The 22,153-nt window shown below is 61.7% G+C and carries 21 protein-coding genes; 6 read left to right on the top strand and 15 right to left on the bottom strand.

The genetic code is table 11. The features are described 5' to 3' along the window. Positions 1–13: 13 nt before the first annotated feature. The gene (locus tag C2L64_RS42880) at positions 14–1,471 is read left to right on the top strand and encodes a sensor histidine kinase (protein WP_007747670.1); all 1,458 of its coding nucleotides are present in this window, start codon (positions 14–16) and stop codon (positions 1,469–1,471) included. Here the strand turns inward: C2L64_RS42880 and C2L64_RS42875 are convergent. Beyond that, positions 1,468–1,965, bottom strand: coding sequence for an acyl-CoA thioesterase (locus tag C2L64_RS42875; RefSeq protein ID WP_007747667.1), 498 nt, complete (start codon positions 1,963–1,965; stop codon positions 1,468–1,470). The two genes, C2L64_RS42880 and C2L64_RS42875, sit on opposite strands and share 4 nt — an antisense overlap. A gap of 202 nt (positions 1,966–2,167) precedes the next feature. On the opposite strand from C2L64_RS42875, the gene C2L64_RS42870 reads away from it, so the two are divergent. Next, positions 2,168–2,611 carry a CBS domain-containing protein gene (locus C2L64_RS42870; protein WP_009770100.1) on the top strand — a complete coding sequence of 148 codons (444 nt, stop codon included), beginning with the start codon at positions 2,168–2,170 and terminating at the stop codon, positions 2,609–2,611. Position 2,612: 1 nt separating this feature from the next. Here C2L64_RS42870 and C2L64_RS42865 read toward each other — a convergent pair whose 3' ends face one another. The 8 genes from C2L64_RS42865 to C2L64_RS42830 form a co-directional block, all read right to left on the bottom strand. Then, complete coding sequence (locus C2L64_RS42865) at positions 2,613–3,014, bottom strand: helix-turn-helix transcriptional regulator (protein WP_009770101.1); 402 nt, start codon at positions 3,012–3,014, stop codon at positions 2,613–2,615. Between the two features lie 447 nt (positions 3,015–3,461). Further along, the gene (locus tag C2L64_RS42860; RefSeq protein WP_009770102.1) at positions 3,462–5,756 is read right to left on the bottom strand and encodes a sigma-54-dependent Fis family transcriptional regulator; all 2,295 of its coding nucleotides are present in this window, start codon (positions 5,754–5,756) and stop codon (positions 3,462–3,464) included. A 246-nt stretch (positions 5,757–6,002) separates the two neighbouring features. After that, positions 6,003–6,650: a glutathione S-transferase family protein gene (locus tag C2L64_RS42855; RefSeq protein ID WP_009770103.1), complete on the bottom strand. Its 648-nt coding sequence runs from the start codon at positions 6,648–6,650 to the stop codon at positions 6,003–6,005. 88 nt (positions 6,651–6,738) lie between these two features. Beyond that, positions 6,739–7,485 (bottom strand): SDR family NAD(P)-dependent oxidoreductase, encoded by a 747-nt coding sequence (locus C2L64_RS42850; RefSeq protein WP_009770104.1) that lies wholly within the window; start codon positions 7,483–7,485, stop codon positions 6,739–6,741. A 32-nt stretch (positions 7,486–7,517) separates the two neighbouring features. After that, the gene (locus C2L64_RS42845) at positions 7,518–8,396 is read right to left on the bottom strand and encodes an alpha/beta fold hydrolase (protein ID WP_009770105.1); all 879 of its coding nucleotides are present in this window, start codon (positions 8,394–8,396) and stop codon (positions 7,518–7,520) included. A 196-nt stretch (positions 8,397–8,592) separates the two neighbouring features. Then, a complete protein-coding gene (locus C2L64_RS42840; protein ID WP_007730776.1) occupies positions 8,593–9,333 on the bottom strand; it encodes a glucose 1-dehydrogenase in 741 nt (246 codons plus the stop codon). 268 nt (positions 9,334–9,601) lie between these two features. Then, positions 9,602–10,060 carry a DUF4437 domain-containing protein gene (locus C2L64_RS42835; RefSeq protein ID WP_009770106.1) on the bottom strand — a complete coding sequence of 153 codons (459 nt, stop codon included), beginning with the start codon at positions 10,058–10,060 and terminating at the stop codon, positions 9,602–9,604. A gap of 102 nt (positions 10,061–10,162) precedes the next feature. Next, positions 10,163–10,867, bottom strand: coding sequence for a glutathione binding-like protein (locus C2L64_RS42830; protein WP_009770107.1), 705 nt, complete (start codon positions 10,865–10,867; stop codon positions 10,163–10,165). A 431-nt stretch (positions 10,868–11,298) separates the two neighbouring features. Between C2L64_RS42830 and C2L64_RS42825 the strand changes: the two genes are divergently transcribed. Then, positions 11,299–11,865, top strand: coding sequence for a cysteine hydrolase family protein (locus tag C2L64_RS42825; RefSeq protein WP_009770108.1), 567 nt, complete (start codon positions 11,299–11,301; stop codon positions 11,863–11,865). 147 nt (positions 11,866–12,012) lie between these two features. Here C2L64_RS42825 and C2L64_RS42820 read toward each other — a convergent pair whose 3' ends face one another. The 4 genes from C2L64_RS42820 to C2L64_RS42805 all read right to left on the bottom strand — a co-directional run bounded on the left by C2L64_RS42820 (position 12,013) and on the right by C2L64_RS42805 (position 15,460). Further along, entirely contained in the window at positions 12,013–12,918 is a 906-nt protein-coding gene (locus tag C2L64_RS42820) for a LysR family transcriptional regulator (RefSeq protein WP_039902105.1), read from the bottom strand. Between the two features lie 194 nt (positions 12,919–13,112). Further along, positions 13,113–13,508 (bottom strand): DUF427 domain-containing protein, encoded by a 396-nt coding sequence (locus C2L64_RS42815; RefSeq protein WP_039902106.1) that lies wholly within the window; start codon positions 13,506–13,508, stop codon positions 13,113–13,115. A gap of 15 nt (positions 13,509–13,523) precedes the next feature. After that, on the bottom strand, positions 13,524–14,657 hold the full coding sequence (locus C2L64_RS42810; RefSeq protein ID WP_009770111.1) for an alkene reductase: 1,134 nt from the start codon (positions 14,655–14,657) through the stop codon (positions 13,524–13,526). Between the two features lie 56 nt (positions 14,658–14,713). Continuing rightward, entirely contained in the window at positions 14,714–15,460 is a 747-nt protein-coding gene (locus C2L64_RS42805) for an SDR family NAD(P)-dependent oxidoreductase (RefSeq protein WP_009770112.1), read from the bottom strand. A 216-nt stretch (positions 15,461–15,676) separates the two neighbouring features. Between C2L64_RS42805 and C2L64_RS42800 the strand changes: the two genes are divergently transcribed. Further along, positions 15,677–16,561 (top strand): LysR family transcriptional regulator, encoded by an 885-nt coding sequence (locus tag C2L64_RS42800; protein WP_009770113.1) that lies wholly within the window; start codon positions 15,677–15,679, stop codon positions 16,559–16,561. A gap of 73 nt (positions 16,562–16,634) precedes the next feature. Then, positions 16,635–17,570, top strand: coding sequence for a LysR family transcriptional regulator (locus tag C2L64_RS42795; protein ID WP_009770114.1), 936 nt, complete (start codon positions 16,635–16,637; stop codon positions 17,568–17,570). 50 nt (positions 17,571–17,620) lie between these two features. Here the strand turns inward: C2L64_RS42795 and C2L64_RS42790 are convergent, their stop codons facing one another. Together C2L64_RS42790 and C2L64_RS42785 are read right to left on the bottom strand one after the other, a co-directional pair. Beyond that, complete coding sequence (locus C2L64_RS42790) at positions 17,621–18,769, bottom strand: alkene reductase (RefSeq protein ID WP_009770115.1); 1,149 nt, start codon at positions 18,767–18,769, stop codon at positions 17,621–17,623. 224 nt (positions 18,770–18,993) lie between these two features. After that, entirely contained in the window at positions 18,994–20,544 is a 1,551-nt protein-coding gene (locus C2L64_RS42785) for an alpha/beta hydrolase (RefSeq protein WP_009770116.1), read from the bottom strand. A 119-nt stretch (positions 20,545–20,663) separates the two neighbouring features. Between C2L64_RS42785 and C2L64_RS42780 the strand changes: the two genes are divergently transcribed. Continuing rightward, complete coding sequence (locus tag C2L64_RS42780) at positions 20,664–22,046, top strand: NAD(P)/FAD-dependent oxidoreductase (protein WP_009770117.1); 1,383 nt, start codon at positions 20,664–20,666, stop codon at positions 22,044–22,046. The last annotated feature ends 107 nt before the right edge of the window (positions 22,047–22,153 follow it).

Here is a 22,153-nt window from a genome sequence, read left to right as displayed (position 1 = left end):
CACATAAGGCATTATGTATTCGACCTTGCCAGCGTTCGTATCCGCGCTGTTCCTGGGCTTCGGTGTCTACGTCCTGCTGACTGAAGGCGTGACGCGTCTGTCGACGCCGTTCGCAATGATGTGCATGGCGACCTTCGCGTGGCAGGGCACGTGGGCGTTCCTGTTTCAGACCACAAGCCCCGAAACGGCCGGCGTGCTGGTCAAGGCGGGCTATTTCTTCATCCTGTTCCTGCCAACGACGTTCTATCACTTCGTGACGGAACTCGTCGAACGGCGCGACGAGCGGCCTCTGCTGATGGCGTCGTATGCGCTGTGCGTGATCCTCGCGGTGTTGCTGGTGACGAGCGACGAGGTGGTAGCCGGTTTCGGCGTTCATTTCTTCGGCGATTATCCGCGTGCAGGGCGACTGCACCCAGTGCACGTGATGCAGACCGTTTTGCTCGCCGTTCGCAGCGGATGGCTGCTGATCGTGTCGAGGCGTCAGGCACGTGCCCGTCACAGACGGCGCCTGCTGGGTCTCTGTCTCGTGAGCTTGTGCCTCTATTCTTTAGCGGCGAGCGACTATGCCGTCAACTACGGCTATGTGTTCTATCCGCCCGGCGTCATCTTCATTGCCGTCAGTCTGGGCATTCTCGCCATCACCATTGTCCGGCATGGGCTGATGCGGCAGTACTTTCTCGCCGCGACGGTCGCGCAAGAAGTCGCGATGCCGCTCGAAGTGATCGGCATGCATGCCGATGAACTCGGCAACGCGCTGCCGGAGTTGCTGCGCGGATATCAGCTTGCCGTGCGGCACCAGTTGCTCGTCAACGGGCTTTATCCGGGGCAGTCCGAGCGACTGCCCACGCTCACCCGGGCGATTCGCCGTCAGATCGACAGCACGAGTACCGTCGTCGAGATGTCGCTTGCGTCGTTCACACTGGACCGGCTCGATCGCCGGAGCTTCGGCCCACAGTCGATCAGGCACTGCGTCGAATCGGCGCTAGATCGCTATCCGTTCTTGCCGGGCGAGCGCGGTCGCGTCTCCGTCATCCCGATCGACGCGCAGTTGCGATTCTCCGGCACGGATTCGCTATTCGTGTTCGTCATCTTCAACCTGCTGAAAAATGCGTTGTACGCGATCGAGTCGAGTGGCTCGGGCAGCATCACGATCAGCGCGGGGCGCGATGGCGGTTTTTGTGTTGTTCACTTCAACGATACCGGTCCGGGTATCGCGGCCGACGTGCTGCCGCATATCTTCGATCCGTTCTATTCGACCAAGGCGCATGGACACGCAGGCGGCATGGGACTCGATTTCTGCCGGCGAGTGTGCGACGCGTTCGGCGGCACGATCTCGTGTGCATCGACACCGGGCGTGCTGACTACGTTCACCCTCAGATTGCCGGAGCCGGGTTCGGCGGCGGACCGCGCAATACACGATCCGCCGGCACGGGCCCGGCGCTCGCGCGCCGGGCAGGGTGGAATCAATTAGTTCGTGACGGACGGCAGGATCACTTCATATTCCTTGACCCGCTCGATGATTCCTTCCGGGAAACGCCGGATCCGCTTGTCCATTCCGGCAAACAGAATCTGCTGATATCCGTGCGACACAGGCCGTCCGTCCACGCAGAAACGGAACAGCAGATACGCCGAACATTGCCGGACCTGGAATGTGTTCAGGTAGCAGTCGACGCGCTGGAACGGAAACGTCTCCTGCACGTATTCCTGATGCGCGCGTTTCGTGACAAAGGTGCCCCCTGCGGCCAGCAGATTGTTGTGAATGCACTCATGGAACCAGCGTTCCCGACAGACGCCCTGCCACTCGAAGTAACGGGCGAAATACGTATTCATGAAGGCATTGGAATCCTTGAGGTAGATGTCGATGACATGGTGAAAGGTTTTCTGAGGGGCCCCCTCCAGATTATCGGCCGACAACAGTTCGGAAGTACGCGACAGAACTTGAGGGATGGCTTCGCGAGTCAACATGCATTGCTCCTTGGGATGCCGCTGGCGGCGGCCACGCATTCCTCCTGCATGAAGGAACGCCCCAATTCTGGCCCCTCGACTGGAGTTTCCATTTCGGCTGCCGTTAATCGACTAGTGGGACGGTGAACCGGCGACAGTCGACTGGAGCGGGCGCGCGGTCCCATGCCGCACCTGTTTCCCCGCAATAACAGAGAGTTCAACGATGAAAGTAGAAGATCTGATGACGAAGCGCGTCGTAACGGTCGGTTTCGACGACACGCTCGACACCGTCAAGGACATATTCGAGCAATCCGGGTTTCATCACCTGCTCGTCGTTGAGGATAGAGAACTGCAAGGCGTGGTGTCCGACCGCGATCTGTTGCGCGCGTTGAGCCCGTTTATCGACAGTGTGGTTGAAACCCAGCGCGATATCGGCACGCTGAGCCGGCGCGTGCATCAGATCATGAGCCGCAAGCCCATTACGCTGCGCCCGGACGCCGAGGTGAGCGAGGCCATCCAGTTGTTTCTGGCGCATCCCATCTCTTGTATTCCGATTGTCGACGGCGGGTCGAGGCCAGTGGGAATCGTCAGCTGGCGCGATGTACTGAAGGTCTGTTCGGAGATGCTGAAGTCGCCCGTCGATGAGGGCGGCGGCATCGAGCCTTAATTCATTTGCAAGCCAGAGCGCGATATTCCTGCGGCGCCATTCCATAAGCGCGCCGGAACGCACGCGTAAAGACGGACGCGCTTTTGAAGCCCAGTCCGAAGGCAATCTCCAGCACCAGCGCGTGCGGATAGCGGATGAGGTCATCGGCCGCATGGCGCAGCCTGAGATCGCGGATGTAGGCGCCGAGGCCGCCCTCATGCTGAAACAGGCGATACAGGGTCGAGCGCGGAAGCTGTAGCGCGCTCAGTACGCTTTCGGGTGAGAGTTGATCGTCGCACAGATGCGCGTCGACATAGCGATGCACCCGCTTGACCATGGCTGCTTGCGATTCCGTGCAGGTGTCGTCGCGTGCCAGGCGTTGCGGCACGTAGCAAACGTCAAATGTGGTAGCGCAGTGGTCCATGCGGAATTGTTCTTTGCCGGAGCGCCTCCGGAAGCTTCGGGGTGAAGCGACGCGCTTCTCTCTGGAAGCCATTCGTCGCCACCTGCATCTACGACTACAACAACAGCACGGCCCTATCGATTGGGTGCTCGGACGCTGCAAGATCAGCCCACCTGTTCAGCAAGCGTTGTGCCATGCAGCCAGAGCCAATGGCAGCGGGAAAACCCCGGTGCTCGACGCGAAGGAGTGGACGATTCCGACCACCGATCGAAATGGAGATGGACGATTGTGGCCAATGGGCGATCGTGGCCACGGTGATGCGCCGATATCGTCCATACGCAAGGCGAGTCGGCAGGCGAGCGCCGTCGGCCGGACGAAGCCGTCCGGCAGAGCGGGCAAGGAAAGGAGTCCGGCGGCACGGCCTACTGAGCTGTGCCGGATCGAAGCGCAGACGCCGCAGGGCGCCGATTACGCGTTGCCGAGAGAAACCTCGTGACGCAGTTCGGAAAGCAACGCCACCGCGCTGGCAATCCGGCTGGTCCGGTCCGTGGGCAAAGTACGCAATCCGCGTTCGAGCGTGTCGATCGCTTCCGCGCGGCGTCCCGTCGATCGAAGCAGGTCCGCAAGATAGCGTGCGGCATCCACGCGCGCCGGCACGGAACCGAACGCGAGCGCCGTCGACAGGGCGGTGCGCAGACCCTGTTCCGCAGCCGTCAGATCGCCGAGCGCCCACTGCGCCCGCGCCCGCGTGACCAGCAGTTCGCCGAGATACACGCGTTCCTGGCGGGCCAGCGTTTCATCGACGGCGCCGGCGAGCATCGCCTCGCAGGTTTGCGCGCGGCCCGCGCGCAGCAGCAGTTCGCCGTGCTGCCACGCCATGAACGAGTAGAACAGCGCACCGCCATTGCAGACGACGTGATTGTCGTAACCGTCGAGCATGATGGTTTCCGCTTCATCCGAATGACCGAGCGTGCTGAGATGACAGGCGCGCAGTATCTGACCTACGCCGCGATAGAACGCGAAGCCGTTTGCGATCGACACCGATTCGAGTTCGCTCGACAGACTCCCGAGCCGGTCCGCGTCATCGAACAGACACGCGAGCCACGAAGCGCCCTGCAGATTGACGGCATGCGCGAACGCGTGCGGACCGGGTTCCGACGAACGCAGGATCAGCATTTCCATCGCGCGCCGCGCCTGCCCGAATGCGCCGATCTGATACGCGGCGAGCCCCTCGAAGGTCAGTGCAAGGCTGGCGAGGTCGATCCCCTGCGAGCCGGTGCGCGTGTCGTTGCGCCCCACGCCGAGCAGATTGCCGCGCGCAAGACAGGCCAGCGCTTCCTCGCTGTCGCCGAGCCAGAAGAGTGTGTTGGTCATCGCGACGTGGGCTTCGTCGAGCGACACGCGGTCGCGGCTGTTCTGCGCACGCTGCAGCATGTCCTGCGCGGTCGCGCGCGCCTGCTTGAGCTGCAGCGTCGTCAATTGCGTCGTCCAGACGCCGAACTGGATCGCAGCGATTTCGGCCGGTTCGCAGATGCCTTCGCCGATCGACAGCGCGGCCGCATAGCATGCGGTGGCTTCCGCATAAAGCCAGCCGTGCACGCTGCGCAGACTCATGCCGAGCAGCCGGTAAGCATCGAACTGCAGGCGGCGCACCGCGTCCTGATCGGGATTGGCCTGCAGCACGTCGAGGCAGCGACGCAAGGGGGGAATGGCTTCCGCGAAGCGCGACTCTTCGATCAGCGCAGTCGCATGCTCAAGACACTTGCGGGCCTCGCGGTGATGCTCCTCACGCGATTTCAGACGCCGCTCGATAGTCTTGCGGCCGACGCCGAGCAAAGTGGCGGCGGCGCTCTTGTTGCCCGCCGTCCGTTCGAGCGCGCGGTCGATCAGCAGATCTTCGGCTGCGGCCAGCTTGTTGCGTCCGTCGAGTTGCAGCAGCATGTCGGCGAGGCTCGCGCGCGAAACCGGCCCGGCGCCTTCGTTGGCGAGAAACGGTTCGAGCGTGTCGACGTCGATCAGGGTATTTTCGGCCAGCACGCTCAACTGGCTGATCAGATTGCGCAACTGCCGGATGTGGCCGGGCCACGCGTGCTGGCTGAGCCGCCGCACGGCAGCGGGCGAAAACTCCAGATGCCGCGCCTGTTGCGAAGCGAAATGCGCAACGAGCGCGGGTATGTCCTCGACGCGCTGTTCGAGTCCGGGCACGGCGAGCACGAAGACCGCGAGCCGGTAGAACAGATCTTCCCGGAAACGACCTTCGCGCGAGAGCTCGCGCAGGTCGCGGTGAGTCGACGCGACGACGCGCCCTTCAAAACGCAGATTGGTCGAAGAACCAATCGGACGGAAGGTGCGCGTTTCGAGCACACGCAACAGTTTCGGCTGAAGGGCGAGCGGCAACTCGCCGATTTCATCGAGCAGCAGCGTGCCCTTGCCGACTTGCTGAAAGAGTCCCTGACGGTTTTCCGCAGCGCCCGTGAATGCGCCTTTCACATGCCCGAATAGTTCGGCTTCGACGAGATGCTCGGGAATCGCGCCGCAGTTCACGTCGACGAACGGCTGGTCGTGACGCGCGCTGCGCATATGCACGCGGCGCGCAACCAGTTCCTTGCCTGAACCTGTTGGGCCGAAGATGAGCAAGGCGTGATCGGTGGGCGCGACGCGATCGATCAGGCGGACCAGTTGACGGAATGCAGGCGCGGCGCCGATGAACCCGCCGGAATTCGTTTTGTTTTGGGCGAACGGGATGACCGGGGAAGAACTCATTGGCAACTGGGCTCCAGATAAATCCGCGCATGGGGTGCCGGGACCGTCCGCGGCGAAGATGGAAGTATGACGGGTTGTCGGGGATCTGGTGCTTTTGAAATTAAACGCTATGGCCGTGTGTGGCGGCGCGTTGCTATTAACGGCATTTATTCGACAACGCTTTAGTGCCTGCGAATTGGCATGCTATGGCGGTGCCTGAAAACTCAGACACCGCCATTTCGACCCGAAGAGTACTTACGCAGTTCTCTAAGCCTTCGAAGAAGCACGGGTCGACACCTTGTCGTACCACGCCTGCAGCGCGTCGAATTCCGCCGGAACGTTCATCTTCATACCGCCCGCTGCAAAGTCGATCGTCACCAGCGTCGTGATGTCGGCCGCCGAGAATTCGTCACCCGCCACGAACGGCGCTTGCTTGAGACGATCGTTGAAGTCGGCAAAGAAGTTGGCCACACGCAGCTGGCTGCGCTCGACGATCTCAGGAATCTGCTCGTAAGCATGCGGACCTGACAACGCACGACCCTTCAGGCCGGCCACGGCATTGCGCACACCTTCCATCACTGCCGCAAATCCGTCGAGTTCGGCGCGTCGTTCCCACATTGCAATCAGCGCTTTCTGTTGCGGTGTCGTGCCCAGCAAAGCGGGCTTCGCAGGATACGCTTCTTCGACGTAGCGCCAGATTGCCGGGACTTCACCAATAGTCGTGCCGTCTTGCAGAACGAGCGCAGGAACCTGACGACGAGGATTGATCGCTACATACGCAGCGGAGAATTGCTCTTTCTCGCCAAGGTTCACTGTTTTAGTAGGGATCTCGATGCCCTTCTCGGCAAGAAAAATACGCACGCGGCGAGAGTTCGGAGAAGCCTTTGATTCGTAAAGCGTGAGTTCGGTATTCATGTTTTGTTCCAAATCGATAGAAAGTGTTGGACTCGCTCCCGAAGGCTTTAGCCCGAAAGGCGAGCGTCCTGGCGATATCTCAACCCGATCAGAGCTTCGATCCGCCATCGACACGCAGCGTGTCGCCTGTGATCCAGCGTGCGTCGTCGGACGCGAGGAACACAGCGGCGCCCGCGATATCGTCGGGCTGCGCGACGCGCTTGAGCGCCTGCATGCCCAGCGTGAAGTCGCGGCCGGCGTCTGTCCTCGCGAAGTTCGACATATCCGTTTCGACGACACCCGGCGCGATCGCGTTGACACGAATGCCGCGTTCGCCGAGCGCGGACGCGAAGTGACGCACGAGCGTATCGACAGCGCCTTTGGTCGCTGCGTACGCGGACAGGTTGTTGACGGACGCGTGCGCCGCAAGCGACGACAGCAACGCGACGCTGCTGCCTTCACCCAGCACGGGCAGCAACTGCTGCACGAGGAAGAATGGCGCGCGCACGTTGACGGCGAACAGGTCGTCGAAATCTTCGACGGTCGTTTCTTCGATCGGCGCGGCCTTCGAAATGCCCGCGTTCGCGACGAGGATGTCGAGACGCTCGCCCGTCAGCGACCGCACGCGCTTCGCAAGTTCGTGCGGCCCGTTCGCGTCGCGTAGATCGGCCGCGACCTTGTCGGCCTGTCCACCTGCCGCGCGGATCGCGTCGACGACGGAGTCGGCGGCCTGTTCTGCGCTGCTGTAGTGGACCAGCACACGCGCGCCTGCTTGTGCGAGCGCGATGGCCGTGGCGCGGCCGATGCCGCGGGATGCGCCTGTCACGAGCGCGGTTTTGCCTGTCAGGTTGTTCATGATGAGATTCCGTTGAATGTGATGAGAGCGTGTTACGCGTTGCGTGCGGCAGCTTCTGAGAGAAACTGATCGACGTGTGCGACGAAGCGTTCGGGGTACTGGTACAGCGAGCCGTGATTGGCGTCCGGATAGATGATCAGTTGCGCGTTCGGGATGTGCTGCTGCAGGATCCACGAGTTGATCGAATAGATGATCACGTCGTTGTCGCCGTTGATGACGAGTGTCGGCTGCCTGAGCGCGTCGAGATAGTCGTATGGGTTCTCGCGCGGCGCGCCCCACTTCGCAAGCGCGGCGAGTTGCGCGGGCGCGACCTTGTCGTTGGCTTCGGGGTCGCGGTTCTCAGTGCGCAGACGGAAGCGCTCGACGAAGCCACGGCCTGCTGCCTGGCTCGCTTCGGACGGTGCAAAGTGCACGCGCAGCCACAAGTCGTCGGGATGCGCATACGATGCGCCGAAGATGTCCTGCGCTTCGGGCGTGAGCGACGTCATGCCTTCGCCGCTGCGCGGACCAGTGCCGACGAGGATCACCTTGCGCACCAGTTGCGGCTTTGTGATCGCGAGTTGCTGCGCGATCAGGCCACCCATCGAAAAGCCGAGCACGTCGACCTGCTTCAGCCCAAGCGCTTCGACGAACGCAGCGGCATTGGCGGCCATTTCTTCGATCGACTCCGGCACGGTGCCCGAGCTGCTGGAAATCCCGGCGTTGTTGAACAGGATCACTTCGCGGTTTTGCGCGAGGCCGTCGGTGACGGCGGGGTCCCAATGGTCCATCGTGCCCGTGAAGTGAATGTTCATCACGAGCGGCACGCTGTTCGGCTCGCCGTTCGGCGTGCCGAAGCGGCGATACGCGAAACGGACGCCGTTCGCTTCGACGAACTGGGTCGGCGCGGTTTGATGAGTATGGCGGGTCATGGCGGTTGTCCTTTGCGAAATCCGTTGCAGTTCATTGCGGCGTGATATAGCTGAAACGTATGGGCTATCTCTGGGGTGCTGCGGCTGGCTCGTCCGTCTGTGCTTCGTGTATCGCCGTCCTGCAACGTAATGTAGGCGCGTCGAACTCTTTCGAAAAAGACTTTATAGGCTGTGAGGCATGCCTGAAAAGCATGACTCAGGATGCTGTCCGGCCACCATTCACGCGCAGCACCTCGCCCGTCATGAAGCCGGCCGATGCCACGTACACGATCGCCTCGGCGATTTCGTCCGGGGTGCCGGCGCGCTTGAGCGGCACGGTGTCGAGGAACGCGGCCTTGCGCTCGGATGTCTGCGTGAGACGGTCGAGCATCGGCGTTTGCACGGGCCCCGGCGCGACGGCGTTGACGCGCACACCAAACGCAGCGGCTTCGAGGGCCGCCGATTTCGTCAGGCCTTCGACAGCATGCTTGCTCGCGACATAAAGTGATGCGCCCGCCGCGCCGCGCGCGCCCATCGTGGATGACACGTTGACGATGCTGCCCGCCCGCTGAGCCGTCATTACCCGCAGTTCGTGCTTGAGGCTCAGCAGCGTCCCGAGGACGTTGGTGTCGAACATGTCGGCATAACTGTCCGCGGTCTGCTCGATCACGGGCCCCGATCGACCCTCAGTTCCAGCGTTGTTGACGGCTACGTCGAGCCTGCCGTATCGGGCGACGGTCTGATCGACCAGGTTGTGGACTTCTTCGTCGTGGCGCACATCCGTCTTGACGAAGAAAGCTTCCGCGCCGGTTTCGCGCAATTCGGCTTCGAGCGCTGCGCCTTCGGCGGCACGACGGCCCGACACGACGAGGCGCGCTCCTGCACGAGCGAACGCAAAGGCGGTTGCACGACCGATGCCCGACAGGGCACCTGTGATAAGGACGACGGGTTGATTCATTTGAGGCTCCAGTCAGGTACGTTCACGACACATCGCTTGTGGCGTGCTGCTCGATGAGCATGACGGAGCCCAATTTAGGCTTCTTGCGTGTTGCTGAAAAAGACTTTCCAGGCTGGACGGCATGCCTGTCAGGCATGCAACAACGATGGCCTTCGACTTCAGGAAGCGACGATATGGTTGCTAGGATCTGTCTGTCGCCGGCCATGCGACAGGGCTAATTCCAACGCTGATGGTGGCTAGCCCTTGCTAACAGTCGACCGGTGTCAATTCACTTGGTGGGCAGATAATCGAATGCGCCCTTCGATGTGACGAAGAAGATGCATTCAGTCTGCGAAATGCACTTTGTGACATGCTGCTCGCCGCCCTTCTGATACCAGTACGATCCTGCCGCTAGCGGGTGATCCTGCTTCGAACCCGGGGGTTCATTGGCAACGACGCCAGCAATGACGACGCCATAGTAGGAGTAGGTGTGCGTGTGTACGCCACTGGCTGTGCCACCCGGCATCTTGATGTAATTGCTGTGGGCGCCGTTTGCCGGATCGCCCCAACCGTTGGCGACCGTCAGACCTTCCTTGTCCTGATAGAACTTCAGTTCAGTAACCGGCACGACCTTGGAGCTGTCGGCGTAGAGGTCCGAGTTTCCTCCGGCCGCAGCGGCGAGCGCGGGGATCGTGACCACAATCGCGGCGGCGATCGTCATGCGTTTGACGTTGTTCGAAAAAAACACTTTCAGCTCCTTTGGATTTAAGTTAAATAAAGTAAGTATTACGAAATTGATTATTGACAGAAAGATTTGGGCGAGTGTGTCATCCGTCTCATCTTTAGTGAATCAAACTGTGGGCTGCTTCTGGGCGTACAACTGCTTGCGATGCTCATCTGTCAGTTGCGCGGGGCGTACTGCTTCAGCCAGCGCATAGGCGCGTTTGACGGCGGGTCGTTCGGCGACGCGTTCGAGCCAACGTGCGACATTGGGGAAGCGATCCATCGCGATTCCCTGCGCGGCATGTTGCGTTACCCATGGATAAACCGCCATATCAGCAATCGAGTATTCCCCCGCAATGTATTCACGGTCGGCCAGCCGCTTGTTCAGAACGCCGTAGAGCCGCCCCGCCTCCCTGGTGAACCGTTCGATTGCCAAAGGCAGTTGTTCTGATGCGTACGTACGGAAGAAGACCGTTTGGCCCAAAATCGGCCCGAGACCGCCCATTTGCCAGAACAACAATTGCAGGACTTCAACGCGACCATTCGGGGTGGCAGGAATGAACTGACCCGTCCTTTCCGCGAGATGCAACAGGATTGCACCGGATTCGAAAACCGATGCGTCGAGTTGACGGTCCACGATGGCCGGCATCCGGTTGTTTGGCGAAATCTTTTCGAAGTCGGCGGTTAGCTGTACTCCTTTGCCGATATCGACGGGGTGTATCTGGTAAGTCACACCGGTTTCTTCGAGGAGGATGGCAACTTTCTGGCCGTTTGGCGTGGGCCAATAGTAAAAGTCGATCTCGGTAACGTTGGTTGTCGCTGCAGTAGTCATGGAAATCTCACTGGTGATACTCGAAATCACGTAGTTCGTAATTGATGGCGCCGAGTATGGGCGATCGCCAGAATTCCAGAAACGAGTTCGACCAGAAAAGACCATTCTCGTAACGAGAACGCTGGTATGGGCTGGTGGCCGTGGCATTTTTCGAACGAAGGAGGGCGTTGCTGGAATCTGACTGGTTACGTTCTGTGTCGCCCGTTTTGCATTTCCGACATTGCGGGTTCGACAACGCCGATTCACTCATCTCGTTACGCGAACGGTGCATTCTTCATTCGGGTTATTCCGCTAGTCCGATGAATCGGGCAGTATCGGGTTCGTTGCGCCACGGTCACCTTCCATCTGGTCGGGGCCTAAATGCGCTGCAGCTACGTATTCGGCCTCCTATGGAGCCCGAATCTTTGTTGACCGTTCGAGGTAGAGGAAACATGACGAAACAAGCACTGATAGTGGTCGATATTCAGAACGATTACTTCGCTGGAGGAAAGTGGATATTGGATGGCGTCGACGCCGCTGCGGATAACGCACGCAACATCATCGAGTCCGCGAGGACGAACGGCGATCTGGTCGTGCATATCCGCCATGAAACGCTATCAAAAGATGCGGCGTTCTTCGTGCCAGATACCGACGGTGCTCAACTCCATCCGAAGGCTGCGAATCTGCCTGGCGAACTCGTGATCGTCAAACACCATATGAATCCATTCCGCGAGACCGACCTGAAGAAGATTCTCGATGCTCAAGGTATCGAGACGGTGATGGTAGTGGGAAATATGAGCCACATGTGTATCGACGCTGTTACCCGTGCTGCGGTGGACTTTGGCTACAGCACGACGGTGATCCACGATGCCTGCGCAACGCACGCGCTCGAGTTCAACGGGGTAAGTGTGCCGGCATTGCAGGTACATGCGGCGTTTATGGCAGCGTTGAGTTTCGGATACGCGAAAGTCGTCTCAGCCGCGGACTTCTTGAATGCCGAGTGCCAACGCGCTAATTGAGGCAGGCAACACGTGATACCGCACGCTTCCCGTGCGGTCCAATGGAGCCCCGGCTTGCATGAGTGGAAACACGATGCCACGTCACCTGCGGCGTCGACCTCTGTGTTGATCTGCCGACTGCCACTCGGCAAGTTCAACTTTGAGCCGCTACGCGCGCCACAGGGAAGCCTTCGCCCTGAATGTTTCGATTGCGAGGTCGGGGAATGCGCGCACTTTCCGATTGGCATGCCTGCCCTCGCGGTGCAACACGTGCACGGGGAGCGTCGCAAGTTCATATTCTGGCAACACGATCCGAAGCTGTCCTTCTGCTAGCTCGGATGAAATCTGACAAGACAGCAGGCACACGATGCCTAGTCCGGACATGGCGGCTGTCATCGCGGAGTCGTTTGTCGTGGTGATCAGGCGTGGCTGGATTGGCACGACTACAGGCTTCCCGTCGACGCGAAAGCGCCACTCGGGGGATGACGTTGAAGGCGTCGACTGGATGGCGACATGAGACATGAGGTCACTGGGACGTTGCGGTTCCCCGTGTGCCTCCAGATAGGCGGGCGAGGCGCAGAGTACGCTCCGCACTTTGCCGATCGCGACCGCTTGAAGTGAAGAATTGGGCAGTTCCCCGATACGAATCGCGACATCGACACCTTCGTCGACGAGATTCACAGTTCGATCCAGAAACCAGCAACTCACAGTCACGGCCGGATAGCGCGTCAAATAATCCTGAACGATTGGCGTGACATAGGTTCTTCCGAAAACTACGGGTGCCGTCACTGTCAGCTGGCCACGCGGTGTGCTGTGTGCGCTGACCGCTGCCAGCTCCGCTGCGTCCACTTTCGCGAGGATGCTACGACAATCATCGAAAAATTTCTCACCGGCATCGGTCATTCTGACGATGCGGGTTGTGCGGTTCAGCAGGCGCACGCCAAGATGCGCTTCGAGTTCGTTGATCAAGCGACTGATGACGGATGGCGAGGTTTTGAGCCTGCGTGCTGCAGAAGCGAAGCCTTCTGTTTCGACGACGGTCACGAATGTCGTCATTGCCTGAAGTCTGTCCATGTTCAAAGAGACTATCGCGAAAGGAAAAAGCGGTGCGAGTAGTTCCGCATCCGGTATCACGGTTTATCGTGACGCTTGCTTATTCGAGAGCGAAGTGTAGTCATACATTGTGCTGGGCAGAATCCCTCGGCAAGTCAATTCATACTTCGCGAAACGAGAACAGTGAGAAAGTCTTCCGTCCAAACGTGGATTCCTTATTCACGTTCTTCGATCGAATCGACACGGTCGCTGTAGAACGCCAGGTGTTCGCGAATCGGCTCGACAGCGGTATACGGCGACTCGTAAGTCCAGATCGCGTTGATCGCGTGCTCGCCACCCGACGGGATCGAGAAGTACGCGGCGTCGCCCTTATATGGGCAGTACGTCGAATGCTCCGTGCGTTCGAGCAGTGCAATGTCGACATCCTTTCTCGGGACGTAGTACACGGGCGGATAGTGCGCTTCGCGCAGCGTCAGAGCGTCGCGTGTGTCGGCGATGATGCGGCCCGCGACCGTGACGACGACGCGCGAAGGGTTGCGTTCGATGGTGATGGGGTGATCGGGACCGGGAACCTTCACGGACCTTGTGTTCGGCGTGTTGTTGCTGGACATGCTCAGCTCCTTGAGTCAGACGGTTTCATCGCTCGATGCTTCGGCGGTGGTGTCGTCGTATGCGGGAAAGTCGGTGTACGCGCGTTCGCTGCCGCCCCAGAACGCGTCGCGTTGGTAAGGCGCGAGCGGCAAGTCGCGTCGCAGGCGCTCGGGCAAATCCGGGTTCGACGAGAACCATCGGCCGAACGCGACGAGATCGGCGTCGCCGCGTTGCAGGATCTGCTCGGCGCCAGCGCGGTCGAAGCCGCCCGCGGCGATGATGGGGCCGTTGAATATCTTGCGCAGGAACGACGACGCGACGGGCGCCTGACCTTCGACGAGCGTTTCCGTGCCCATCACGCGCGGCTCGATCACGTGCAGATACGCTAGGCCATACGCATTGAGCCGTTCGGCGAAATATCCGAAGGTTGCTTCGGGGTTGCTGTCGGATATCGCCCCCCATCGGCCGCTCGGCGACACGCGCACGCCGACGCGGTCCGCGCCCCACACGGATGTGAATGCATCGACGAGTTCGAGCGAGAAGCGCGTGCGTTTTTCGAGCGTGCCGCCATAGGCGTCCGTGCGCTTGTTGGTGCCGTCCTGAAGGAACGTGTCCGCAAGGTAGCCATTCGCGTTGTGCAATTCGACGCCGTCGAAACCGGCTGCTTTCGCGCGCTGTGCCGCACGTCTGAACGAGTCGACGATGGCGGGAATCTCGTTGGTTTCCAGCGCGCGATGCGGCGAGTTGGGCACCCAGCCGTTTTGCGTGAACACGGTCGTGTCGTACGGCACGACAGAAGGCGCAATCGGCGCGTTGCCCCAACTCAGATCGACGTGCGACTGGCGCCCATCGTGCGCGATCTGCATGAAGATGTTTGCGCCTTTCGCGTGAACGGCGTCGGTGATCTTCTTCCAGGCTTCGATATGTTCGTCGGTATAGATGCCGGGCGCGCCGAGATAGCCACGGCTGTCGTAGGAAGGATGCGCGCTTTCCGTGATCAGCAGGCCGCCTTGCGATGCGCGCTGCCGGTAGTACTCGACCATCATCGCGCTCGGGCTGTCGTCGGATTCGGAACGCAGACGCGTCATCGGCGCATGCACGATGCGGTGTGACAGTTGTATCGGGCCTACGTTTGTCGACGAGAACAGTTTCAGATTCGCTTCAGTCATTTCGGATGCCTTATTAATTGGTATGAATCGAATGCGTTGCGTGTGTTGCATGCTTGTCAGAGCTTCGATCCGCCGTCGACGCGCAGCGTGTCGCCCGTGATCCAGTTCGCCTTGTCGGAAGCAAGGAATGTCACGGCGCCGGCGATGTCGTCGGGCTGCGCGACGCGCTTCAGCGCCTGCAGACTCAGCGTGTAGTCGCGGCCTGCATCGGTTGTCGCGAAGCTCGACATGTCGGTTGCGACGACGCCGGGCGCGATCGCATTCACGCGCACGCCGCGCTCGCCGAGCGCCGATGCGAAGTGCCGCGCGAGCGTATCGACGGCACCCTTTGTTGCGGCATAGGCGGCCAGCTCGCCAACCGACGCACGCGCCGCCAGCGACGACAGCAGTACGACGCTGCTGCCTTTGCATAGCATCGGCAGGAGTTGCTGAACGAGGAAGAACGGCGCGCGCACGTTGACGGCAAAGAGTTCGTCGAAGTCTTCGACCGTCGTGTCTTCGATGCTCGCAGCCTTGGCGATGCCCGCGTTCGCGACGAGCACGTCGAGCCGTCCGCCGACGATGGCGCGCACGCGTTGGGCGAGCATGCGCGGACCGTCGGCGGCGCCCAGGTCGGCGGCGATTTTCTGCGCGTGGCCGCCGGCCGCGACGATCCCGGCGACGGTCGAGTCGGCGGCCGCTTCATTGCTGCTGTAATGCACGAGCACTTGCGCGCCGGCGCGGCCGAGTGCAAGCGCGATGGCGCGGCCAATGCCGCGGGAGGCGCCCGTGACAAGCGCGGTTTTTCCAGCGAGGTCGTTCATGGCAAAGCTCCGGTTAGTTGATCGGCGGGGCCGTCCGGCAATAACAGGCAGGCATGGCTACAACACTTGTCTTGTCGGCGTCCGCATCGGGCGATGTGATTGCTGGCATGTAATCTAGCCTTCGCTTGCGAAAACAAAAAAGACTTTGTAGGCTGGCGGGCATGCTCCAGAAGCATGGCTTGTGAAGCGTGCAAAACGGACGAACCAGGAGGAAGCATGGAGTTACGCCATCTGCGCTATTTCGTTGCCGTAGCGGAAACGGGCAGCCTCACGGTCGCCGCGGAGCAACGGCTGTTCACGTCGCAGCCATCGCTTAGCCGGCAGATCCGGGATCTCGAGGACGAGGTCAAGGCGGAGCTGTTCAGCCGCAGCGCGCGCGGCGTCGAGTTGACCGCGTCGGGCAAGGCGTTCCTCGACCACGCACGGCTTGCGCTCGCACAGGTCGACGCTGCCATCGAAGCCGCGCGGCGCGCGTCGCGTCCGGCCAAGCAGGTCTTCGCGCTCGGTTTTCTGACGGGTCAGGAAATGACGTGGCTGCCGCGCGCCATGCAGGTGTTGCGCGACGAGTTGCCGAACATCGACGTGACGGTGTCGAGTGGCTACTCGCCCGACCTCGCCGACGCCGTGGCGCGCGGCAAGCTCGATCTTGCGTTCGTGCGCAGGGAGCCCGGGCTCGATCTCGATTACCGCGTCGTCTATCGCGAGAAGCTTGTCGTGCTGATGCCGAGCGACCATCGGCTGACGGCGAAGCAAGCGATCAGTCCGTCGGATCTGGAAGGCGAGACGTTCATCATGGCGTCGAACAAGGCGCGCGTGCTGCACGATGTGGTCGCACGATATCTGCAGGAGAATGGGCTCGATCCGAAGCCTGAGCATGGTGTCGATAACCTTGCGATGGCGATGTCGCTGGTTGCGTCGACGCGCGGGCTTTCGTTGATGCCCGAGTACGCGAATAATCTGCTGCCGTGGTCGGTGGTCAGTCGTCCGCTGGTAGGCGAGGCGCCGACCGTCGATCTCGCGATCGGCTACAGTCGATCGAATGCGTCGCCTGTTCTGAAGCTGTTTTTGTCGAGGGCGGATGAACTGGTGGACGTTAGCTGAGCGAGCGGCTGACATATATTGGCAGGATGTGCCGGACATTCACCCGGCTTGGCACAAAACGGGAGTCAGCGCGATGGACCGCCTTGCGGCGATCGAAATCTTTATCCGCGTCGTCGATACAGGTTCGTTTTCGGCTGCGGCGCGACACTTCGATATCGGCCAGCCGGCCGCGTCGAAAGCCGTTGCGCAGCTCGAGGAATGGCTCGGCGTCAAGCTGCTGCTGCGCTCGACGCGCGCGCTCACGCCGACGGAGGCCGGCCAGAACTTCTATCAGCGCGCGAGACGCGCAGTCGAAGAAGCGGACGAGGCCGTGCTGGCGGCGCGAGGCACAGCGGCGGGACTGACGGGCAAGCTGAGGGTGTCGGCGGCAGTATGTTTCGCGCGGCTGCACATCGTGCCGCGCTTGCCGGCCTTTCTCGAACAGCACCCGGAACTCGATCTCGAACTGGTGCTCGACGATCGCAACATCGATCTCGTCGAAGAGGGCATCGACCTCGCATTGCGCATGGGCGAACTGGCGGACTCGAACATGACGGCGCGCCGCATTGCTGTCGCGCGCCGGCGCGTGCTCGCGACGCCTGCCTATTTCGAACGGCACGGCATGCCGCAAGCGCCTGCCGATCTGCACGCGCATCGCGCCGTCGTCTACACGCGCGATGTCGGCGGCGGAGAGGAGTGGACGTTTCGCAGCGACACGGCGGAGTTGCCCGTGCGGCTGCAGGGCCGCGTGAGGATCTCCGCGACCGAGGGTCTTCGCGCGGCCGTCTTTGCGGATATGGGCCTTGCCGTCGCGTCGGAATGGGCCTTTTGGCCTGAACTGAAATCGGGCGCTGTCGTTTCGGTGATGGATGACTGGATGCTGCCGGCCATTCCGTTGTCCGCCGTTTATCCGACGGGACGGCTGGCCAGCAGCAAGGCGCGTCAGTTCACTGCATTCGTCGAGGAGTGCCTTGCGCCCGAGTTCGCGCCGGAACGCTTCATGGGCCACGGCAAGTCGCAGGCCGCGTGACGCATCGTTTCGAACCGGGATGTGCGAATGCGTCCGCGTGCGCGGGTTGCTCAGGCGTTTTGCGCCTCGTCTGCGGTGGCGTTCTCTTCGGTACTTTCCAACGCTTGAGTCTCTTCATGCGTGAGGAAGTCCGAATAGTCCGCTTCCGTGCCGCCCCAGAACGCTGTGCGCACATACGGCGTGAGCGGCAGGTCGTGCTGCAGGCGATACGGCAGATCGGGATTCGACGAGAAATGGCGGCCGAACGCGACGAGATCGGCATCGCCCGATTCGACCGTGGCGATTGCGCTCGCACGATCGAAACCGCCCGCAGCGATGATCGGACCCGAGAAGTGCTTGCGCAGATACTTCGTCGCGACGGGCGGATGGTCGTGATGCAGCGTGTCGTCGCCTTTGACGCGCGGTTCGATCACGTGCAGATAAGCGATCTCGTACGAGTCGAGCAGCCGTGCCACGTAGCTGAACGTCGCTTCGGGGTCGCTGTCGGAGATACCGCCCCATTCGCCCGAAGGCGAAATCCGCACGCCGACGCGGTCCGCGCCCCACACCGAGATCAGTGCTTCGAGCGTTTCACGGAGGAAGCGCACGCGGTTTTCGATCGGGCCGCCGTATGCGTCCGTCCGCTGGTTGGTGCCGTCCTGGATGAACTGGTCGACGAGATAACCGTTCGCTGCGTGAAGTTCGACACCGTCGAAGCCGGCTTCCTTTGCGCGTTGCGCGGCGGCGCGGAAATCCTCGACGATCGCGGGAATTTCTTCGATGCCGAGCGCGCGATGCGGCGAGGCGGGGACGAAACCGTCTTTAGTGAGCGCCACGCCGTCGAACGGCACGACGGAAGGCGCCACGGGATCGACGCCGCCTGTCATCTCGACATGGCTCTGACGGCCGCCGTGAATCAGTTGCAGGAACACGCGTCCGCCCTTTGCGTGGACCGCTTTCGCAATCGCGCGCCAGCCTTCCATCTGGCCGTCGTGGTAGATGCTTGCCGCACCGAGGTACGAGCGCGCCTGCACCGAGACGCTCGCGGCTTCGACGATTTCCAGGCCGCCTGCCGATGCGCGCTGTCCGTAGAAGTCGGCCATCATCGGGCTGGGGATGTCGTCGGGTTGAATGGTGCGCAGACGGGTCATCGGCGCGAGGACCACGCGGTGTGAGAGTGTGTATGCACCTACCTGGATCGGATTGAAGAGCCTGGCCATGATGTTTCCTTGAATGGATTGGAGCATCGGGGGTCCGGTGCTCTCGCGATTGCGTTGATCCGCAATGTATCCATTCCGGACCGGCGCGGGAACGGGCGGAAAGGGATAGGGGTTATTCCAAGGTGGGATAGGTTGCTGGCTGGTGCGGGTATTGGCGTGTGAGTGGTGGTGGCAGCAGTGGATGTGGATGACGCCTGGAACGCAAGCGGAAAGCCCGGTCGCAGCTACCCAGCGAGACTGCCGACAAATCGCCCGATGTGGTCCAGGACGGGCTGCTGATCGCCGGCGAAAGCCCAGTGATCGGCGCCATCGAGCTCGATGAATCGCGCCTGCGCGATGTGACTGGCGAGATGCCGGCTGGCGCCGATGCGAACGGCGCGGTCGTCGTGACGATGCAGCACCAGGGTAGGCATGGAAACTCGGCCGAGGAACTGCCGCACATCCATATCGCGCAACGCCTCGAGCACGCCCTTGAGGGCTCCCGGGCTCGACGCAGCCCGAAGCAAGCCTGCCCACCAGGCTCTCGCCTGTGGATCGCCCGACAGGCTCGGCGCGAATGTTTCGATGCCTGCAGGTCCGCCCCAGACTGCAATGAGCTGCTGGAGCCACAAGTCATACTGACCAGCCTGAAGTGCATAGGGATAGTCGTGCGTTGCGGTTCCCTTCGCCAGCGAGGCGAACAGAATGAGGCCAGCGACTCGATCGGGGTGATCAACGGCAAATTTGATGCATGCCGGTCCGCCCTCGGACGCGCCGAACAGCACGACGCGGCGGCTGCTTGCGGCGTCCAGCACGGTGCCGATGTCCTGCGCGGTCGCGTCGACGCTGGGATTGAACCCGACCCGGTCGGAAAGCCCGATGCCGCGACGATCGAGCAGGATCAGACGGCCCATCCCGGCGAGCGAGGACAGGAACGCCCGGCACCGGGGCTCCTCCCAAACCCGTTCGACGTGAGACACGAAGCCGGGCAGCACCAGAACATCGATAGGGCCGGCGCCGTAGGTCTGGAATGCGAGATGGACGCCGCCACCGCTGACGTAGCGCGTCGACGGCGGTTGCTCGATGGGCAAGGTTGCGCCTGCATTCAGCAGCGCGCGAGTCTCGGATTCGGGTGCCACATTGAGCTCGTCGCGAAGTCGCTGCGTCAGGGCTTCGAGATGCCGCTGGGCCGTGGCCCGGTCTCCGGCGAGCAGAAGGTTGCGGATGAGGTGCCGGCCGTACACTTCGCTGAGCGGATCGAGCTCAACAAGACGGCCGGCGTGCGCGGCCGCGGCCGCGTAGTCGCCGGCCGCATTCCTGTCGTGCACCACTCGCTCGAGCGCCTGGATCGCCCGGCCCCGCAAGGCCTCCCGGCGAAAAAAAGCCCACTCGTCGAACTGTGGGCAGTCGCCGGGCGAAAAACCCTCGAGAAAGTCGCCGGGATAATGGCGGCACGCCCGCTCGAACTCGCCGCGGTCGCAGGCTTGCTCGAACAGCTGGGAATCCACCTGCAAGTCGATCGCTGCCGACCATCGAACGGTTGACCGGTCGGTCGTAAGAACGTCGTCGCCGAGGGTGAGCTGGAGGCGATGCAACAGGCGCCGAAACCGCGCCCGTACCACCTCTTCGCGGCCCTCCGGCCACAACATCGTAGCGACGGCGTCGCGCCCGACTGGGCCCTTCGCTTCGGCCAGGTAGACCAGCAGCGCGACGCCTTTGCGCAAGGCCAGATGGCACAACTGGCCGTCCTGACGGATCTCCGGAAATCCAAGCGTCCGCACGCTGAACAGAGCCATGGCGAGGCGACCCTCAATGACGGCGTCCGGGGGGACGCTCAGGGGACGAGGCAATCCTACCATTGCCTGCATGCGATGGTCGCTGGACGCATTGCGACGGATTGAACGGGAGGATTGTCATGAAGAAACTGGGCGAACATGCGATCGTGATCGGCGCCGGCATGGGTGGGCTTCTGGCCGCCCGGGTACTGTCGGATTTCTATACTGTCGTCACCGTGCTCGAACGCGATGCATTTCCGGCAGCCGATACGCCGCGCAAGGGCGTGCCGCAGGGTCGCCATACCCATGGGCTCCTTGCGCGCGGCAGTGCGGTACTCGAGGAATTCTTCCCTGGATACAACATGGAAGTCGTCGCGCAAAGCGGCGGCTTGATCGGTGATGTCGCCAACGATGTGATCTGGATCGGTCGCAACGTCAGGCTTGCTAACGGCACGAGTGACCTGACCGGTCTGCTTGCGAGCCGTCCCGTGCTCGAAGGCCATCTACGCCGGCGGCTGCTGGGTTTGCCGAACGTGCGCGCCATGGAAAGTTGCGCTGTGCGGGGGCTTGCCACCGATCCCGGTCGCAGGAGCGTGACGGGTGTGCGCACGTGTGTCGAGGGCCAGCCGGAAATGACCATCGACGCGGATCTTGTCGTCGATGCGACTGGCCGCGGCTCATCCAGTGCGGCGTGGCTTGAAGAACTCGGCTACCAACCTCCCGCCAATGAGAAGGTCGAGATCGGCATCAGCTACATGACCCGTTCCTATCGGCGCCGGTCGACTGATCTTGACGGGAGGCAGGGTATCGTTGTCGCCGGTAGTGCGCCGAACTGGCGCAACGGCGTCATGCTCGCGCAGGAAGGCGACAGCTGGATCGTCAGTGCCGGCGGTTTTCTTGGCGACGACGCACCCGACAACGACCAGGGCTTTCTCGCCTATCTGGCGACACTGCCGACCATGGAGATTCACGATGTTGTCGCAAGAGCTGAACCGCTAAGCGAATTCAGGCGCTACCGCTACGCCTCCAGCCTGCGCCGGCGATACGAGAAGCTTGCACGTTTCCCCGAAAACTACCTGGTTTTCGGTGACGCCATCTGCAGCTTCAATCCCGTCTACGGGCAGGGCATGACCGTCGCGGCAGAGGAGGCGCTGGCGCTGCAGCAGTGCCTGCGCACGGGCTCGAACGATCTTGCGCGTCGATTCTTCAGGGCGGCCGCGAAGATCGTCGATATTCCGTGGGACATCGCGGTTGGCAACGACCTCCGCCATCCACAAGTCAAAGGCGCGCGCCCGCCGATGTTGCGTTTCATCAACTGGTACATCGGCAAGCTTCACCTTGCCGCGACACGCGACAGCACGCTGGCGACTGCGTTTCTGAAGGTCGTCAACCTGATGATGCCGCCGTCGACGCTGCTCAGCCCTGCGATCGCCAGGCGGGTCTGGCAGGGTAACCGGAGGCCTGGGCTAACGGCGCCTTCACCTGCAATCGAAGCAGCGAGGCGGAATAGCGCATCGTCATGACGGGCCTACTTCATGAACTTTGGCCACGGCCGAGGTCGTCTGTTGTCTCACCAGGTCCCCAACATCGTATTGCCTTGCTTCGTGCTGGCTCCTACATTGTGAAAGTA

Origin of the sequence: Paraburkholderia hospita, assembly GCF_002902965.1 — a bacterium.
Classification (GTDB): Bacteria; Pseudomonadota; Gammaproteobacteria; order Burkholderiales; family Burkholderiaceae; genus Paraburkholderia; species Paraburkholderia hospita.
Note: the sequence above shows the minus strand (reverse complement) of the source record. Positions and strands in the feature narration are given on the sequence as shown.

Excerpts from the sequence above, each read along its gene's own strand:
- C2L64_RS42880 (WP_007747670.1), top strand. The coding sequence starts at position 14 with ATGTATTCGACCTTGCCAGCGTTCGTATCCGCGCTGTTCCTGGGCTTC.
- C2L64_RS42875 (WP_007747667.1), bottom strand. The coding sequence starts at position 1,965 with ATGTTGACTCGCGAAGCCATCCCTCAAGTTCTGTCGCGTACTTCCGAA.
- C2L64_RS42870 (WP_009770100.1), top strand. The coding sequence starts at position 2,168 with ATGAAAGTAGAAGATCTGATGACGAAGCGCGTCGTAACGGTCGGTTTC.
- C2L64_RS42865 (WP_009770101.1), bottom strand. The coding sequence starts at position 3,014 with ATGGACCACTGCGCTACCACATTTGACGTTTGCTACGTGCCGCAACGC.
- C2L64_RS42860 (WP_009770102.1), bottom strand. The coding sequence starts at position 5,756 with ATGAGTTCTTCCCCGGTCATCCCGTTCGCCCAAAACAAAACGAATTCC.
- C2L64_RS42855 (WP_009770103.1), bottom strand. The coding sequence starts at position 6,650 with ATGAATACCGAACTCACGCTTTACGAATCAAAGGCTTCTCCGAACTCT.
- C2L64_RS42850 (WP_009770104.1), bottom strand. The coding sequence starts at position 7,485 with ATGAACAACCTGACAGGCAAAACCGCGCTCGTGACAGGCGCATCCCGC.
- C2L64_RS42845 (WP_009770105.1), bottom strand. The coding sequence starts at position 8,396 with ATGACCCGCCATACTCATCAAACCGCGCCGACCCAGTTCGTCGAAGCG.
- C2L64_RS42840 (WP_007730776.1), bottom strand. The coding sequence starts at position 9,333 with ATGAATCAACCCGTCGTCCTTATCACAGGTGCCCTGTCGGGCATCGGT.
- C2L64_RS42830 (WP_009770107.1), bottom strand. The coding sequence starts at position 10,867 with ATGACTACTGCAGCGACAACCAACGTTACCGAGATCGACTTTTACTAT.
- C2L64_RS42825 (WP_009770108.1), top strand. The coding sequence starts at position 11,299 with ATGACGAAACAAGCACTGATAGTGGTCGATATTCAGAACGATTACTTC.
- C2L64_RS42820 (WP_039902105.1), bottom strand. The coding sequence starts at position 12,918 with ATGGACAGACTTCAGGCAATGACGACATTCGTGACCGTCGTCGAAACA.
- C2L64_RS42815 (WP_039902106.1), bottom strand. The coding sequence starts at position 13,508 with ATGTCCAGCAACAACACGCCGAACACAAGGTCCGTGAAGGTTCCCGGT.
- C2L64_RS42810 (WP_009770111.1), bottom strand. The coding sequence starts at position 14,657 with ATGACTGAAGCGAATCTGAAACTGTTCTCGTCGACAAACGTAGGCCCG.
- C2L64_RS42805 (WP_009770112.1), bottom strand. The coding sequence starts at position 15,460 with ATGAACGACCTCGCTGGAAAAACCGCGCTTGTCACGGGCGCCTCCCGC.
- C2L64_RS42800 (WP_009770113.1), top strand. The coding sequence starts at position 15,677 with ATGGAGTTACGCCATCTGCGCTATTTCGTTGCCGTAGCGGAAACGGGC.
- C2L64_RS42795 (WP_009770114.1), top strand. The coding sequence starts at position 16,635 with ATGGACCGCCTTGCGGCGATCGAAATCTTTATCCGCGTCGTCGATACA.
- C2L64_RS42790 (WP_009770115.1), bottom strand. The coding sequence starts at position 18,769 with ATGGCCAGGCTCTTCAATCCGATCCAGGTAGGTGCATACACACTCTCA.
- C2L64_RS42785 (WP_009770116.1), bottom strand. The coding sequence starts at position 20,544 with ATGGCTCTGTTCAGCGTGCGGACGCTTGGATTTCCGGAGATCCGTCAG.
- C2L64_RS42780 (WP_009770117.1), top strand. The coding sequence starts at position 20,664 with ATGAAGAAACTGGGCGAACATGCGATCGTGATCGGCGCCGGCATGGGT.